The sequence below is a fragment of the Mycetocola sp. Y444 genome (assembly GCF_059445295.1).
Genome location: NZ_JCAIUB010000001.1, coordinates 144,630 through 158,804 on the forward strand (window position 1 = coordinate 144,630; position 14,175 = coordinate 158,804).

Genomic DNA, 14,175 nt, shown 5'->3' on the forward strand with positions numbered 1-14,175 from the left:
GCCAGAGCGCACAGGGCTCGCGTACGCAGCCCACAGGCCATTCCCTGCTTGAGCCTGTTGTCAGGGTCAGAGGCGTGCATTAGCGTCGAGTGAAAGAGGGGTGGCGTAGCCTGTCGGTGCCATCACCAATGAGCGTCCGGCGACCGTGGCAGGCTCGGTTGCCAGGAGAGGCAGTCATGGCCAATTCCAACACAGTGAGTCACTCGACGAAGCTCGGCCCGGTCGAGCGTGCGGCGGCCATTGAAGCGCTGAAATCCAAGGAACTCGATGTGCTCGTCGTCGGCGGCGGCATCGTCGGGGCGGGAAGCGCACTGGATGCCGTCACGCGCGGCCTGTCCACCGGCATCCTGGAGGCACGCGACTGGTCGAGCGGGACATCCAGCCGGTCATCGAAGCTTGTCCACGGCGGCATCCGTTACCTCGAGCAACTCGACTTCCGGCTGGTCCGCGAGGCCCTCATCGAGCGAGGTTTGCTGCTGCAGCGGATCGCGCCTCACCTCGTGAAGCCCGTGCGGTTCCTGTACCCGCTCAACCGACCGCTGTTCGAGCGCCTGTATATCGGTGCCGGCATGCTCCTGTACGACGTGTTCAGCTACACGGGTGGCCGCCCACCCGGTGTGCCGCACCACCGCCACCTCCTCAAGCGTCAGGTACAGCGGGCGATTCCTTCGCTCCGCAACAACGCGTTCGTCGGCGGGATCACTTACTACGACGCCCAGGTCGACGACGCGCGCTACAACATGTCGGTCGTCCGCACCGCGTCCTCGTACGGGGCCCACGCGGCGAGTCGGGTTCGGGTCGAGGGTTTCCTCAAGGTGGGCCAGCGGGTCGTCGGGGTGAAGGCACACGATCTTCAGACCGGTGAGCGCTTCGACGTTCGTGCAAAGCAGGTGGTCAACGCAACCGGCGTGTGGACCGACGACACCCAGGCCATGGTTGGTGAGCGTGGCCAGTTCAAGGTCCGCGCGTCGAAGGGCATCCATCTCCTCGTTCCGCGTGACAGGTTCCAGTCGACCATGGGCCTTCTGCTCCGCACCGAGAAGAGCGTTCTGTTCGTCATTCCTTGGGGCAGGCACTGGATCATCGGCACGACGGACACGGATTGGAACCTCGACAAGGCGCACCCAGCGGCTACCGCTGCTGACATCGATTACCTCCTCGAGCACGTGAACAAGATTCTTGCCGTTCCCCTGACTCGTGACGATGTCGAGGGTGTGTACGCGGGGCTCAGGCCGTTGCTCGCCGGCGAGAGTGACCAGACATCAAAACTGTCCCGCGAGCACCTCGTTGCTCACTCGGTGCCCGGCCTCGTTGTGATCGCCGGTGGCAAGTGGACGACATACCGGGTCATGGCGAAGGACGCGATTGACGCGGCCGCTGACGCCCTCGACGGAAAGGTCCCGGCATCCACAACGGACAACATCGCGCTTCTCGGCGCGGAGGGCTACCAGGCGGCGTGGAACAAGCGCGCCAAGATCGCGAGGGCGTTCGGCGTGCACACCGCGCGGATCGAGCACCTGCTCAACCGGTACGGTGTGCTCACCGACGAGCTGCTCGATTTGATCAGGACGAGGCCGGAGCTGGCCGATCCACTGCCGGGAGCTGACGACTACATCGGCGCCGAGGTTGTCTACGCCGCATCGCACGAGGGCGCGCTCCACCTGGACGACGTCCTCGCTCGCCGCACCCGGATCTCGATTGAGTCCTGGGACCGCGGCGTGTCTGCGGCCCCCATTGCCGCTCGGCTGATGGCCGAGGTGCTCGACTGGGACCAGGAGCGCACGGACCACGAGGTTGCCGTCTACCTCGAGCGGGTGGCCGCGGAGCGGGCGTCGCAGGAACAACCTGATGACGAATCAGCCGACCGGATCCGGCTCGAAGCTCCCGAGATCGTCGCTCCGTAGCTCATCCCGCAGTTCGGTCGACCGCCGCCCGGGGACGGGCGGCGGTCGCGCGCTGCCTCCGGATTGCCGGTAGCGCTCGGATAGACTGGGAGGACTTCCCACATACCCTAGGAGTCCGGCCATGGTTGACGTTCGTCGGGTGAAGCTCCCCGGTGTGGGAGTGTTGCACACCTTCATCACCGCTGACGGGGGCAAGGTCGGCGTGATCGCACACCGTTCCGGGCACAGCGATCTCATCACCTTCGCCGACGACGAAGACGGATCCGACGCCAGCAAGGTGTCACTGAGGCTTCGGGAAGACGAGGCGCACACTCTCGCCGAGCTGCTCGGCGGAACCCAGATCACCGAATCGCTGAGTGCTCTCGATCGCATTCCCGGCCTCAGCATCGACTGGTTCACCGTCGACTACGACGACCACATCGCCGGGCAACCACTCGGCGACCCGGCAGACCGCGGTATCGTCGGCCTGACCGTCGTCGCCGTTGTTCGTGGAGAGTCGGCCAACCCGGCGCCGAGCGAGGACTTCCGGGTGTTCCCCGGTGACACGCTCGTTGTCGCCGGAAGCCCTGAGAAGGTGGCGAAGGCGTTCGCGTTCTTCCGCACCGGGGCATCACGCCTCTCCGGTTCTCAAGACGGTCCGCCGGGAGTGTGACGCGGATGATCGCAACCGCAGCAGGAGAAGCCTCCCACCTGGGAACCGATCTCGTCGTTCTCGGGACTCTGCTCGTTGCCGCGTACATTCTGGGACGGCTCGGCAAAACCATCGGGCTTCCCGCCATCCCGATCTACATGATCGTCGGCTTTCTCGCGAGTCCGAGCAACGGATGGTTCCCGCTCAACTTTGAGAGCGGGTACATCGAACTCATCGCCGTGTTCGGCCTGATTCTGCTTCTGTTCAACCTCGGGCTCGAGTTCGATCAGGATGAGTTCTTCGGCAACGCCGGGAAGCTGCTGATCTCAGGTGGCTCCTACCTGCTTCTGCTGATGGGAGCCGGCCTTGCCTTCGGCTTCGCGCTCGGCTGGGGTACCAAGGAAGCCCTCATCATCGCCGGGATCATCGGGACGTCGTCGAGCGCGATCGTCACCAAACTGCTCATCGAGCTCAATCGCCTCGCGAACCGCGAGACGCCGATGATCCTCGGGGTCACCGTGGTGCAGGACATCTTCCTCGCGATTTACCTTGCGATTGTCTCTGTCGTGCTGAGCGGTGAAAACGAGCCATGGCTCGTCGTCGGAAAACTCGCCATTGCGTTCACCTTCCTCGTCGTGATGTTCAGCATCGCGCGGTGGGGAGGAGCGTTCGTCGGGCGGTTGTTCCGCACGAAGGACGATGAGCTGTTCACCATTCTGTTCTTCGGGCTCGCCGTAATGTTCGGCGGGCTCGGAGAGGTGCTCGGTGTCAGCGACGCGATCGGCGCCTTCCTCATCGGTCTTGTGCTCGGCGCGACGCGGTACAGCGCCAAGATCGAGCATGTGTCGGTGCCGCTGCGTGACGTCTTCGGGGCGTTCTTCTTCCTCAACTTCGGCCTCGGCCTCGACCCGACCGAGTTCCCGCTCGTCATCGGGCCGGTAATCATTGCCGTCGTCCTCACGCTCGTGCTCAACGTCGTCGCCGGTCAGTTCATGGCGAGGCTCTACGGCTTCAGCGCGCAGGCCGGAATCAACGCGGCAGCCATCCTGATGAACCGTGGTGAGTTCGCCCTCATCCTGGCCATTCTCGCGCTCACGGCCGGGCTCGACCCCAGGCTGCAACCGTTCGCCGGGCTCTACGTGCTCGTCGTCAGCGTGATGGGTCCGCTCCTCGCATCCAACTCCGAGCGCATCGGCGCTGCTGTGCTCCGTACCAAGCGCAAAACCCCGGTTCGGCCCCGCGACCCGATGCTCGCCGAAGAGATCGCGCTCGTTGACGCCGCGACGGCGGGCGACGGCGCGCCTGAATCGACCGCGACGGCGCGGGCCATCGACCGAATCGTCGAGCAGGCGATGAACCAGCGCGACATCCCACCCGAAAAGACGAAGCGAGACGACGATTACTAGCAACACCCCGGCACCGGCTGGCCCGGCCGAACCCCGCAAGACCCTGTTCCGCACAATGCTCGAGCCACGCTGGATCGCGATGCTCCTGCTCGCACTGCTCGTGTCAGGTGCGTTCGCGTGGCTCGGCCAGTGGCAACTCGAACGCGCGGTTACCTCCACCGAAACCGTGGACCAGCCCACCGAACGGGTCCGACCCCTCGCGGACGTCGCCGAGACCGGCGGTCCTCTCCGCGACAGTGTCATCGGCCAGCTGGTCGAGGTCGACGGGGTCCTGGTGCCCGGTGATTACCTCGTCGTGAGCGAGCGCCTGAACCTCGGTGAGACGGGATACTGGGTCACCGGGCACCTCCGGGCGGACGCCGAGCCACAGGCCTCCATCGCCGTCGCGCTCGGCTGGACACCCGACCGGGACGTTGCGGACGAAACCGTGGCTGCCCTGAACGCTCGCGCCGAGGCATCCGTCGTCACCGTCACCGGCAGACTCAACGCGTCACAGGCGCCTGAACTGCCGGAGGATGACGCCGACCCGTTCGAAATCACGACGATGTCGATGGCCGCGTTCGTCAACATCTGGAGCGACCTGGGGGACAGGCCCGTCTACAACGGATACGTCGTTGCGGACGAGGCGCCGGAGGGGCTCACCGTCATCGATGCGCCGCCCGTGGAAGAGGGCGTCACGCTCAACTGGCTGAACATCTTCTACGCCGCAGAATGGATCGTCTTCGCCGGTTTCGCGGTCTTCGTCTGGTACCACCTGGTGAAGGATGCCTGGACGCGTCGTGAGGAAGAGGCTGAGCTCGAACGCTCAGAATCGGACACGTAGACTAGAGATATGCCACTTGAACCTCGCGAGAGCGCTTTGCCGCGGATCGCCGGCGCACTGAAGTTCTACCAGATCGCATCGATCATCACGGGAATCATGCTGCTCGCGCTCTGCGCCGAGATGCTGATGAAGTACGCATTCGGGCTCGAACTCGAACTCGGCGGCGCATACGGATTCCTGGCCTTCGTGCCGAGCGGATCCGCACAGGCCATCAACCTCTCGACCGGGATCCTGATCGCGCACGGCTGGTTCTACGTCCTGTACCTGTTCAGCAACTTCCGGCTGTGGAGCCTGATGCGCTGGGAATTCCCCCGGCTGATCATCCTCGCCCTCGGCGGAGTGATCCCGTTCCTGTCGTTCTTCCTCGAATCACGGATTGCGCGCGAGGTGCGCACGTACCTCGCCTCACGTGCCGAGCGCACGGCATCCGTTTCATCTGCTGCACCAAATTCCAACCCTGTGGAGGCATCTCATTAGCGAGCAGGCAACCAACGCCCGCCCCGTTCTCGTCGTCGACTTCGGCGCCCAGTACGCCCAACTCATCGCACGCCGCGTGCGTGAAGCGGGGGTCTATTCCGAAATCGTGCCTCACTCGATCACCGCAGCTGAGGTGGCCGAGAAAAACCCCGTCGGCATCGTCCTGTCCGGTGGACCGTCGAGCGTGTACGAAGACGGCGCCCCCGCTCTCGACTCGCAAATCTTCGACCTCGACGTGCCGACGCTCGGTATTTGCTACGGCTTCCAGGTCATGGCCCGTGCACTCGGCGGCGAGGTGGCGAACACCGGCCTGCGCGAGTATGGATCGACCGACGCGTCGCTCTCGACCGACGGTGGCGTCCTGCTCGACGGGCAGCCCGCCGACCAGACCGTGTGGATGAGCCACGGCGACTCGGTCGCGAAGGCGCCGGAGGGCTTCACCGTCCTCGCGTCAACGGCGTCGACCCCTGTCGCCGCGTTCGGCAACGACGAGCGCAAGCTCTACGGTGTGCAGTGGCACCCCGAGGTGAAGCACTCGGCGTATGGCCAGAACGTGCTCGAGAACTTCCTGCACCGTGCCGCCGGCATCCCCTCCGACTGGAACCCCGGCAACGTCATCGCCGAGCAGGTCGAGCGCATTCGCGCCCAGATCGGTACCGGCAAGGTCATCTGCGGCCTCTCCGGGGGAGTCGACTCCGCTGTTGCCGCTGCCCTCGTGCACAAGGCCGTCGGCGACCAGCTCGTCTGCGTCTTCGTCGACCACGGTCTTCTCCGCCAGGACGAGCGCAAACAGGTCGAAGAGGACTACGTCGCGGCGACCGGCGTTCGTCTCATCACCATCGACGCTCGTGAACAGTTCCTCAACGCCCTCGCCGGTGTCAGCGACCCGGAGACGAAGCGCAAGATCATCGGCCGTGAGTTCATCCGCACCTTCGAGAAGGCACAGGCAGACCTCATTGCTGAGTCGCTCGAGGACGACGGCGACCCCATTGCATTCCTCGTGCAGGGCACCCTGTACCCGGATGTCGTCGAGTCCGGCGGCGGAACCGGAACGGCGAACATCAAGAGCCACCACAATGTCGGCGGACTGCCGGACGACCTGACCTTCGAACTGGTCGAACCGCTTCGCACCCTGTTCAAGGACGAGGTCCGCGCGATCGGTCGCGAGCTCGGGCTTCCCGAGGTCATCGTCGGCCGCCAGCCGTTCCCCGGCCCAGGCCTCGGCATCCGCATCGTCGGTGAGGTCACCGCCGAGCGACTTGAGCTGCTGCGCAAGGCGGATGCCATCGCCCGGTTCGAACTGTCGGCCGCCGGTCTCGACAGCGAAATCTGGCAGTGCCCTGTTGTGCTTCTCGCCGATGTTCGCTCGGTCGGCGTGCAGGGAGACGGACGCACGTACGGGCATCCGATCGTCCTTCGCCCGGTCAGCTCAGAGGACGCCATGACGGCGGACTGGACGCGACTGCCGTACGACGTGCTCGCGAAGATCTCGAACCGGATCACGAACGAGGTGGACGGCGTGAACCGCGTCGTTCTCGACGTCACGTCGAAGCCACCGGGAACTATTGAGTGGGAGTAGGGGTTTGGGCGAGGAGTAGACACTTTGCTCCTCAGCTCAGACAATGACGTGAAAGGCCGGCCCATTTTGGGCCGGCTTTTTGCGTTTGCATCGAGTGTTGTCCCCTGGGGGTGGGCCGGCCCTTCACGTCATAACTCGGCACCCCGCAAAGTGCCCACTCCTCGCCCCGGTGTGGGCTTAAGAGCCGTGGAGCGGGCTTGGGGTACTGCGGAAAGCCGATCATTTTCTCCTCAGCTCAAGGCACCCCGAAAACGATCGGCCTTCCGCCTGAGTGCGGCTTCAGGGGTCGGTCGCGGCGCTTGGGTCGCGGGATTTGCAGGAGATCGCACGGTGGTCAGGACCGAAGCGGCGAGTTTGTCCTTATTGGCGTGCGATCTCCTGTTTCGCGGTCGCGGGCGCGGGCGAGGGAAGGACAAAGGGGCGAGGCAAGGACGGTTGCGGGGCTCGCGTCCTTGTGTGGCCGCTATTTCCTTATGTCGGAGTGACCCGGCCTCTGCGGGGCGGCGGGGTGTAGGTGTCCATGCGCACCAGGACGACACCGGCAAGGATCCCGAGCCCGCCGAGGAGCTGCAGGAGGCTGGGCAGTTCGGCGAGCAGGAGCCACGACACGAGCACTGCGAGCACGACCTCGCTCAGGCCGACGAAGGAGGCGATCCGCGTGCCGAGGCGAGCGGTCGCAATGATGCCGGTGAGGTAGGCGGCCGCTGTCGAAATCAGCGCGAGCGAGAGGAGGGGCACGTACCAGGGCAGTTCGTGATCGAGCAGCGTCACGTTCGCCGTCGAGAACGCGAGCGGCAGCAGCCCGATCACGCCACAGATCGCGACGGCCACAGTTCCGACAACGAGTCCACCACCGGCGAGCACGAGCGGGGACAGGTCATCGCTGATCTTCGTGCCGAGCACGAAGTAGGTGGCGAGCGACACCGCCGCGAGCAGCGCCCACGCGACACCGATTGGATGGACGGTCTCTGCACCGGTGAGGTCGAGAACGAGCACCATGCCGAGGATGGCGATCACGGTGCCGGCAATGGTGCGGACACCGGGACGGCGACGGGTCTGCGCCCAGACGAGCAGGACAAGGAGAACGGGAGCGAGATACTCGATGAGGAGCGCAACGCCAACCGACAGGTACGAGACAGCGTTGAAGAACCCGACTTGGGCCCCCGCGATCGCCACGATGCCGTAGATGGCGATGGTTCTCCCGCTGCGGCGGAGGGTCTTCCATCGGCCCCGCATGAGGACGAGGGTCGGGACAAGCAGCACGAGCGCGGCCCCGCCGATCCTCGCGAGAACCGCAGCACCGGGCGACCATCCCGAGTCCATGAGGGACTTGGCCACCGGGCCGCTGAGCGCGAACATCAGTGCGCTCGCAAGGGCGATGACGATCCCCGACGCTTGACCGCGTGGCGCGGTGCGAACGGCATCCGTCCTCGGGGGCTCGGTTCGGGTAGTTGTCATCTGGTTCGCGCGGCCCGCAAGCCGCTCTGCTTTCTGTCAGGAGTAATCTGGGCTATGGTCATGACACTAGACCCGCACCTCGTCAGGAGTCAACATGCTTTTTGCACATGACACCGAAGTCTCTCTGGTGACCACCGCCGCGCTGATCAATACCCTTCCCGGTGCTTCACACAGTGGAGATGACGAGCTGGCGACCACCGAGCAACTCGCCGGGTTCCTCGATCGGTTCGAATTCACCGGTTACCGCGCAGGGGATGCCCCGGAACTCGAGGAGATGCGCGCTCTCCGCGGGCGGTTGCGGGAGCTCTGGACGCGTGATGAGGACGGTGTCGTCGCGCTCGTCAACGAGCTGCTCCGTGAGGCGAACGCGCTGCCGCAGCTTGTCCGGCACGACACCTGGGACTGGCACATTCACGCGACTGAGTCATCGGCCGCGGTGGCCAGACGCGCGCAGGTCGAGGCTGCGATGGCGGTTGTCGACCTCGTTCGTGCCCAGGAGCTCTCCCGGCTCCACGAGTGCGCCTCCGACGACTGCAGCGCCGTCGTCGTCGACCTGTCACGCAACCGCTCGCGTCGCTACTGCGACGTCGGCAACTGCGGTAACCGGGCCCACGTTGCCGCCTATCGCGCGAGGCAGCGAAGCGCGTCCTGACTGACGGCATCCGTATCGATCAGGCGGATGCTGTCGGCCGGCCTATCCCTCGACCAGGATTCCCAGCTGGGTGGCGAAGAGCGGCGCGAGCTCGCTGAGCTGGTACTCGCTGACCGTCGCACCCTTCAACCCTTCGAGACCGTGGATGGCCTGGAACTCGAGTCCGCGCAGGTCGACGTGGGTGAGCGTCGATCGCGTCAGGTCGAGGGTTTGCACCCGGGTGCCGGTGAACGCGACCCGGGTGGCGGTGGCGCCGCCGAGGTCGAGCTCGTCGATGGTGCAATCCTCGAACAGGACGTCGGTGAGCGACGAGCCCCGCAGGTTGACGTAGCCCAGCTTGCTGCCCGAGATGCGGACGGACTGCCAGGTCGCGTCGAACAGCTCGCCGGAGCCGATCCGTGACCGGCTGAGGGTGACGTCGCGCCAGGTCGACCGGCTGGAACGCAGAATTGGGGCGTTGACGCCGGTGAGCACCGACTCGATCAGTCGGGACCCGCGGAGGTTTGCATCGGTGAGGGTGACGTCGTCGAGCGAACATTCCCGGAGCGTGATGCCGGAGAGGTCGCGGTCGGAGAGGTCAACGCCGCTGAACTCCTCGAGCTCGCGGTCGTCGTCGGTGTCGAGCGAGTCGGCATCACCTGGCGTCCGCTCCACGACGCGCAGTGTGTCGAGACGTGGGGGATGAGTGGATGGGCGACGTGCCATTGATGCCTCGCAGAGTGAAGGTGAAACTGTGGAACCGGGCATGAGAAAGCCCCTGGGTCGCACATCCGGCGGGGACCCAGGGGCATTCTTGATGCTGTTATTCGCGGGTGATGGCGAGCATGCGGAGGATTTCCATGTACAGCCAGATGACCGTGACCATGATTCCGAATGCGCCGGACCAGCCGTACTTGCGCGGTGCGCGGTTCTGCACGCCCCTCTGGATGAAGTCGAAGTCGAGAACGAGGGAGTATGCACCCAGGATCACGCACAGCACACCGAGGATGAGGCCGAGGGGGATGCCAGCGATCTCAGCTCCGCGAAGGCCGAATGCGTTGTCGGTCAGGCCGAACATCTGCATTCCGACGTTGACGAGCGAGAAGACGAGGTAACCGACCATGGCGATGAGGAAGATCTTCGTCGCCTTCTTCGACGCGCGGATCTTGCCGCTCGCGAAGAGGGCGAGGGTCACACCGACGACGACGAGCGTCGCGATGACGGCCTGGGCGACGATTCCCGAGTAGCGTGCGTCGAACATGCCGGAGATGCCACCAACGAAGATGCCCTGAACGCCGGCGTAGGCGAGGATCAGCGGAGCGGACGGCTCCTTCTTGAAGGTGTTGACCAGGGCGAGAACGAAGCCGACGATGGCTGCGCCGATGGTCAGGAGGGGCATGCCAGCGGCCCAGCCGAGGACAGCGCCGACGAGGAGAACGCCGAACGCGATAGCGCTCTTGGTGATCGTGTCTTCGACCGTCATCCGGTCAGCGGATGCTGCGCCAGCGGTTGGACGGTTGTACATGTCCTGCAGTTCGGACGCGCTTGCCGTCTGCACGGCCATTGCGTTTGACCGCGTGAATGCCGGGTTCTTGAACGCCGGATTGTTCGTTGCCATGTCTAAAGTATTTCCTTCTCAGTCGAAACGGCTGGAATGTGGTCGCTCCGCGAAGCGGAACGTCTGTCCAATCTAGTGGTCTTTGCTGTGAAACACAGAGGTTTCCGGGGGTATTCCGATGCTGCCCCTGTGATACGGGCCGCCTAGGCTCGAAGCATGACAGCGTCAGATTCGGCAGGTCCGCTCATCATCGGCCACCGCGGTGCTCCCGGTTACCGCCCCGAGCACACCCGTTCTTCCTATGAGCTGGCCTTCGCGCTCGGCGCAGACGCGGTCGAGCCCGACATCGTCGCTACGAAAGACGGCATTCTCGTTCTGCGGCACGAAAACGAAATCTCCGGGACAACGGATGTCGCGACCCGGCCTGAGTTCGCCGACCGCCGTGTCACGAAGCACATCGACGGGGTCGAGCTCACCGGCTGGTTCACCGAGGATTTCACCTGGGCGGAGCTGTCGACGCTTCGAAGCCGGGAGCGCATTCCGGGGCTTCGGCCGGCGAGCGCGAGTTTTGACGGATCCTCCGGCATCCTCCGGTTCTCGGATCTGCTCGAGATCATCGACGAGGCCTCCGAGGCCCAGGGTCGTGCGCTCGGGCTCGTTGCCGAGATCAAGCACGCGACCTACTTCGACAGCGTCGGCCTTCCACTCGACGAGCTGGTGGCATCCGCTCTCTCCGACACCTCGTTTGCGGAGGGGACCGGTCTCGTCGTCGAGGCCTTCGAGAAGTCGGTGCTCGCCAGGATGCACGGTCGCGGACTCAGGGCCCGTTACATCTACCTGCTCGAAAAACAGGGCAGCCCGTTCGACGACATCACCCTGCTCGGGACGAAAGCTCCAACATATGCGGATGTCATCACCGACGTCGGTCTTGATGCACTCGCGGAGGGCTCCGGCGGGTTTAACGTCGACGGCATCAGCGTCGACAAGGCGATGCTCTTCGCCGGGGCACCCGCGGGACATACCAACGACCTCGTCGAACGCGCCCACCGGCGAGGGCTCGACGTGTTCACCTGGACACTTCGACCGGAGAACAAGTTCCTGTCGCGGGCATTCCGGTCGCACGGTGGGCCGTCGGCTTTCGGAAACTGGGAGGGCGAGTTCGACGCGATCCTTGCCACAGGCATCGACGGCGTGTTCTGCGACCACCCCGACCTCGGTGTCGCCGCGCGAGATGCGCGGCGGAGGACCGTCACTCGCGCCGACGGCTGAGAGAACTGGAGCCGGTTGTCAGACGCCCGGCCTAAGCTTGACAGTGATATGGCGAGCACCCCAGAACCCAACCAGCAGTCTGCGACTCCCGTGATAGTCGACGGCTGGCACACCGCCAGCATCCCGTCGAGCGATCCGAGTGGGCAGAGCGGTGAAAGCCGGCTGCTCGAGGGTCTCAACCCGCAGCAGCGTGAGGCGGTCCTGTACCGCGGGCAGGCGCTGCTCATCGTTGCCGGTGCCGGATCCGGCAAGACCAGCGTTCTCACCCGGCGCATCGCGAGCCTGCTCGAGAACCGTGAGGCCTGGCCGAGCCAGATCCTCGCGATCACCTTTACGAACAAGGCCGCCGCCGAAATGCGCGAGAGGGTCGGCGCCCTGGTCGGCCAGGTCGCCGAGGGCATGTGGATCTCGACCTTCCACTCCGCGTGCGTGCGTATCCTCCGCCGCGAGGCCGAGAACTTCGGCTTCACCAGAAACTTCACCATCTACGACTCGTCCGACTCCCGGGTGCTCATCAAGCGCATCATCAAGGAGCAGGGTGCAGACGTTCTCGGCTTCACGCCCGCCAACGTCTCCGCGAAGATCTCGAAGCTCAAGAATGAACTCGCCGACGTCGACAGCTACGCGCGAAACGCCAACATGGACGACCCCAACGAGGCAGCGTTCGTCCAGATCTTCCGTGCATACACCCGGGCGCTCACCGCGGCGAATGCATTCGACTTCGATGACCTCATCGGCCAGACCGTGTACCTGTTCCGGGCATTCCCCCATGTCGCCGCGACCTACCAGAACCGGTTCAAGCATGTGCTCGTCGACGAGTACCAGGACACCAACCACGCGCAGTACTCGCTCATCCGCGAGCTGACGCGCCCGCCGGCACTCGACGACAACGCGCTCATCACCACGTCGCCAGGGGCATCGCTCACCGTCGTCGGTGACTCTGACCAGTCGATCTATGCGTTCCGCGGCGCAGACATCCGGAACATCGTCGAATTCGAGCGTGACTTCCCGGGTGCGAAGGTCATCCTGCTCGAGCAGAACTACCGGTCGACACAGAACATTCTCACCGCGGCCAACTCGGTCATCGCCAACAACTTCGACCGCAAAGACAAGAAGCTGTGGACCGCGGTCGGTGACGGCGAGAAGATCGTGGGTTACACGGGCTACTCGGGTCACGATGAGGCACAGTTCGTCGCCGACGAGATCGAGAAGCTGCACCGCGAGGGGATGCCGTACAGCTCGATCGCCGTGTTCTACCGCACCAACGCGCAGACCCGTGCTCTCGAAGAAATCTTCATCCGGTCGGCGCTGCCGTACCGCATCATGGGTGGCACCAAGTTCTACGAGCGGGCGGAAATCAAGGATGCCATGGGCTACCTCGTTTCCGTCGCGAACCCTCAGGACACCCTCGCGCTCCGCCGCATCCTCAACACCCCGAAGCGGGGAATCGGCCCCGCTACCGAGACTCAGCTGTTCCGGTTCGCCGAAGACAACGGGCTGACGTTCCGTGAGGCGATGCGTGAGGCAGCCGCTCTCGGGCTCGGACCGAAGGTGACGAACGCGATCCTGTCGCTCTCGGCACTGCTCGACGAGGGGGCCGCGCTCGTTGCCGAGGGCAAGGTCGCCGATGTGCTCTCGACGCTCGTGACCAAGAGCGGGCTGATCGAGTCTCTGCGCAGAAGCCACGACCCGCAAGACGAAGCGCGCGCAGAGAACATCGAAGAACTCATCGCCGTCGCCAGGGAGTTCGAGCGCAACAACCCCGATGGAGAACTCGTCGACTTCCTCACCGAGGTTTCGCTCGTCGCAGCTGCCGATGACCTCGACGACTCGAGCGGTACCGTCTCGCTCATGACTCTCCACACGGCGAAGGGGCTCGAGTACGACGCCGTCTTCCTCACCGGCATCGAGGAAGACCTGCTGCCGCACCGGATGAGCGCGTCGGAGCCCGGCGGTCCCGCCGAGGAACGCCGCTTGTTCTATGTGGGAATCACCCGGGCGAAGAAGCGGTTGTTCCTCTCGCTGGCCATGACCCGTGCCCAGTACGGTGAGACCGCCGTTGCCATGCCAAGCCGTTACCTTCAGGAGATCCCCGGTGAGCTCATCGAGTGGCGCCAGTCGCCCGGAATGGCGAACTCGCGGGGTGGAACGCAGCCCCGTGCGCTCAACGCCAACCGGACCAAGTGGAACGGCACAGACCTCGCGACCAAGCCGCTCACCGAGAAGCGTGACTGGCCGAACCGCATCACCAACCAGGTTCGTGACAACGGCTCGCTGGAACTCGCCGCCGGTGACCGCATCCGTCACAGTGACTTCGGCGAGGGTCGGGTCCAGACCGTCACCGGCGAAGGCGCCAAACGAATCGCACACGTCCAGTTCGAATCTGCGGGCTTCAAGAAGCTCCTGATCAAAATCGCACCGATTGAGAAGTTGTAATAC

At 64.7% G+C, this 14,175-nt stretch carries 12 protein-coding genes; 9 read left to right on the forward strand and 3 right to left on the reverse strand.

All coding sequences use genetic code 11. From position 1 onward, the window contains the following. Positions 1–176: 176 nt before the first annotated feature. The 6 genes from AC1C2M_RS00690 (at position 177) to guaA (ending at position 6,820) form a co-directional block, all read left to right on the forward strand. Entirely contained in the window at positions 177–1,904 is a 1,728-nt protein-coding gene (locus AC1C2M_RS00690) for a glycerol-3-phosphate dehydrogenase/oxidase (RefSeq protein ID WP_495434917.1), read from the forward strand. Between the two features lie 121 nt (positions 1,905–2,025). Beyond that, positions 2,026–2,556, forward strand: a complete 531-nt coding sequence (locus AC1C2M_RS00695; protein ID WP_108391719.1) for a cation:proton antiporter regulatory subunit — start codon at positions 2,026–2,028, stop codon at positions 2,554–2,556. 5 nt (positions 2,557–2,561) lie between these two features. Then, positions 2,562–3,941: a cation:proton antiporter gene (locus AC1C2M_RS00700; RefSeq protein ID WP_495434918.1), complete on the forward strand. Its 1,380-nt coding sequence runs from the start codon at positions 2,562–2,564 to the stop codon at positions 3,939–3,941. A 55-nt stretch (positions 3,942–3,996) separates the two neighbouring features. Beyond that, positions 3,997–4,764 carry an SURF1 family protein gene (locus AC1C2M_RS00705; protein ID WP_495434919.1) on the forward strand — a complete coding sequence of 256 codons (768 nt, stop codon included), beginning with the start codon at positions 3,997–3,999 and terminating at the stop codon, positions 4,762–4,764. A gap of 9 nt (positions 4,765–4,773) precedes the next feature. Further along, the gene (locus AC1C2M_RS00710) at positions 4,774–5,241 is read left to right on the forward strand and encodes a DUF3817 domain-containing protein (RefSeq protein WP_483404841.1); all 468 of its coding nucleotides are present in this window, start codon (positions 4,774–4,776) and stop codon (positions 5,239–5,241) included. Next, entirely contained in the window at positions 5,237–6,820 is a 1,584-nt protein-coding gene (gene guaA / locus AC1C2M_RS00715) for a glutamine-hydrolyzing GMP synthase (protein ID WP_483404985.1), read from the forward strand. The genes AC1C2M_RS00710 and guaA overlap by 5 nt, the downstream gene beginning before the upstream one ends. A 471-nt stretch (positions 6,821–7,291) precedes the next feature. On the opposite strand, the gene AC1C2M_RS00720 is transcribed toward guaA, so the two are convergent. Then, complete coding sequence (locus AC1C2M_RS00720) at positions 7,292–8,278, reverse strand: EamA family transporter (RefSeq protein WP_495434920.1); 987 nt, start codon at positions 8,276–8,278, stop codon at positions 7,292–7,294. Between the two features lie 94 nt (positions 8,279–8,372). On the opposite strand from AC1C2M_RS00720, the gene AC1C2M_RS00725 reads away from it, so the two are divergent. Then, positions 8,373–8,930 carry a CGNR zinc finger domain-containing protein gene (locus AC1C2M_RS00725; RefSeq protein WP_495434922.1) on the forward strand — a complete coding sequence of 186 codons (558 nt, stop codon included), beginning with the start codon at positions 8,373–8,375 and terminating at the stop codon, positions 8,928–8,930. A 42-nt stretch (positions 8,931–8,972) separates the two neighbouring features. Here the strand turns inward: AC1C2M_RS00725 and AC1C2M_RS00730 are convergent, their stop codons facing one another. Next, positions 8,973–9,584, reverse strand: coding sequence for a pentapeptide repeat-containing protein (locus tag AC1C2M_RS00730; RefSeq protein ID WP_483404838.1), 612 nt, complete (start codon positions 9,582–9,584; stop codon positions 8,973–8,975). Between the two features lie 148 nt (positions 9,585–9,732). After that, positions 9,733–10,527 carry a Bax inhibitor-1/YccA family protein gene (locus AC1C2M_RS00735; protein WP_495434924.1) on the reverse strand — a complete coding sequence of 265 codons (795 nt, stop codon included), beginning with the start codon at positions 10,525–10,527 and terminating at the stop codon, positions 9,733–9,735. Positions 10,528–10,683: 156 nt separating this feature from the next. Here AC1C2M_RS00735 and AC1C2M_RS00740 point away from each other — a divergent pair, with 156 nt between their 5' ends. Together AC1C2M_RS00740 and AC1C2M_RS00745 are read left to right on the forward strand one after the other, a co-directional pair. After that, a complete protein-coding gene (locus AC1C2M_RS00740) occupies positions 10,684–11,736 on the forward strand; it encodes a glycerophosphodiester phosphodiesterase family protein (protein ID WP_495434925.1) in 1,053 nt (350 codons plus the stop codon). 48 nt (positions 11,737–11,784) lie between these two features. Continuing rightward, positions 11,785–14,172 (forward strand): ATP-dependent helicase, encoded by a 2,388-nt coding sequence (locus AC1C2M_RS00745; RefSeq protein ID WP_495434297.1) that lies wholly within the window; start codon positions 11,785–11,787, stop codon positions 14,170–14,172. Positions 14,173–14,175: the final 3 nt, after the last annotated feature.